Annotated in this window: 2 protein-coding genes; one reads left to right on the forward strand and one right to left on the reverse strand. The window is 70.9% G+C overall.

Features of this window, described 5'->3' with window-relative positions:
- Positions 1–57: 57 nt before the first annotated feature.
- Positions 58–708: a WHG domain-containing protein gene (locus DEIPI_RS35220; protein ID WP_052351584.1), complete on the reverse strand. Its 651-nt coding sequence runs from the start codon at positions 706–708 to the stop codon at positions 58–60.
- A 136-nt stretch (positions 709–844) separates the two neighbouring features.
- On the opposite strand from DEIPI_RS35220, the gene DEIPI_RS0102360 reads away from it, so the two are divergent.
- On the forward strand, positions 845–1923 hold a 1079-nt coding region (locus DEIPI_RS0102360), incomplete at its 3' end, for a winged helix-turn-helix domain-containing protein (RefSeq protein WP_027480715.1).

Here is a 1923-nt window from a genome sequence, read left to right on the forward strand (position 1 = left end):
GCGATGACGCGCGCGATGATCTGGCTGTGGGCCGTGCGAAGGGACGCCTGACGGGCGTCAGGCGTCCGGGTGGTGGGCGCGCAGCAGGTCGCGGACGAGCCGGTCGAGCATGGCGGCGGCGTCCGTGCCGGGCGGCAGGAACCGCGCGACCTCGGCGCTCACGAGACCGTGGGTGGCCAGCCAGAGTTCCATGACGAGCGGGCCGGGGTCGGCGGAGCGCAGTCGTCCTCCCTGCATGCCGGCCAGGACGGCCTCGGTGATGGGGCCGAAGAGCCGCAGGGTGCCGCGGTAGGCATCCTCGCTGGGAGTGTACCCGGGGATGATGTTGCGGAAGATGACCCCGTAGTGCGCGGGGTACGCGAGCGCGAGTTCACGGTAGGTTCGGCACAGCGTGAGGACGCGCGCGTAGGGGTCGGGTTCGTGGCCGGCGGCGTCGCGCAGGGCACGGTGGAAGGTGTCCGCTCCCTGCATGAACAGGGCCTCGGCGAGACCGTCCTTTCCGCCGAAGAGGGTGTAGATCATGGTGGTGGACGCTCCGGCGCGTTGGGCCAGGAGGCGCAGGGGGAGTTCGCCGCGTTCCACGAGCAGTTCGGCGGCGAGGGACAGGACGGCGTCACGTGAGGCGGCGCGTCCGACTTCGCGGACGTCCATCGCCCGCTCGCTCCGGGGCGGGTTGCGTTCCGGGGTGGGGTTCTGGTCGTTCTTCATGACGTTCTCGTGCGTGGTGTGGAGCCGTGTCGTGTCAACCCGAGTTCCTCCTGTTGGGGGTCAGCGCAGTCACGCTCACACTATGACGCCTCTCCTGCTTGATAACAGTGTTACCAAATCATATCATGAGCACACGATGAAGGCTCAATCCTTCCCAGGACCGGACCCGATCGTGCTCGGACCCACGACGGAGCTCGTCGGCAGGACCGACGTCGTCCACCATCTCCACCACCTCATCACGGAAGGTCAAGCCCGGCTCGTCACCGTCACCGGGCCCGGCGGGGTCGGCAAATCGACGGTCGCGCACGCCGCCGCGCGGCTCGCACCCTCCGACTTGATCCACGTCGATCTCACCACGGTCACCACGGACGCCGAGGCCCGGGACCTCCTCCTGCACGCGGTCGGTCCGGCCGTTCCGCGCGACCCGCGGCCACTCGTCCTCCTCGCGGACAACGCCGAACACGTCCGTCCCGGCGTGCGCGCGGCGGCGTGCGTGATGCGTGAACGGCCCGACGTCTTCCTCGTCGTGACGAGCCGCCGCTCCCTCGACCTTCAAGACGAGGTGCTCGTCCCGGTCACGCCGCTCGCACTGCCGTCCGAGGGCGATCCTCCCGCCGGAATCCTCGCCTCCCCCGCCGTGAGGCTCGTCCTGCGGCACATGGACCGCCGGAACCTTCGACTCGCCGAGGCGGTGCGGTCCCACCCGCCCCTGCTCGCCGACACGGCTCGCCTGTGCGCCCACGTGGACGGCCTGCCCCTCGGCCTCGAACTCGTCGGTGCCTACAGCAGCGTCCACGGCCCGTCCGGGCTGCTGCGCTGGCTCGATCGACGGGCGCCGCTCGCCTTCCCCCGGGGACACCACACGCGGCAGCGGGATCTCGACGCGAACGTCGAATGGAGTTACGACCTGCTTCCCGGCGACGGCAAAGTCTGGCTGCGTCACGTCGCCCTGCTGGAGGGCAGCTTTCTCGTGGAGGACGCCGCGCGGCTCGGCGCGCGCCTCGACCTGCCCGGCGACGCTCTCGACGTCCTCACGGAGCTCGTGGCGTCGAGCGTGGTGGAGGTCGCGTCGGAGGGCGCGAGCCTGAGCTATCGCCTGCTCGGCACCGTGCGGCGCTTCTGTCTGCGTGAACTCGAGACGCTCGACGAGGTCGCGTACGCGCGCCGGGCGCTGGGCCTCCCGCCGCCGCGAGACGCGGCCGAGCCCGCACCCCG

This window comes from Deinococcus pimensis DSM 21231, assembly GCF_000519345.1.
Classification (GTDB): domain Bacteria; phylum Deinococcota; class Deinococci; order Deinococcales; family Deinococcaceae; genus Deinococcus_A; species Deinococcus_A pimensis.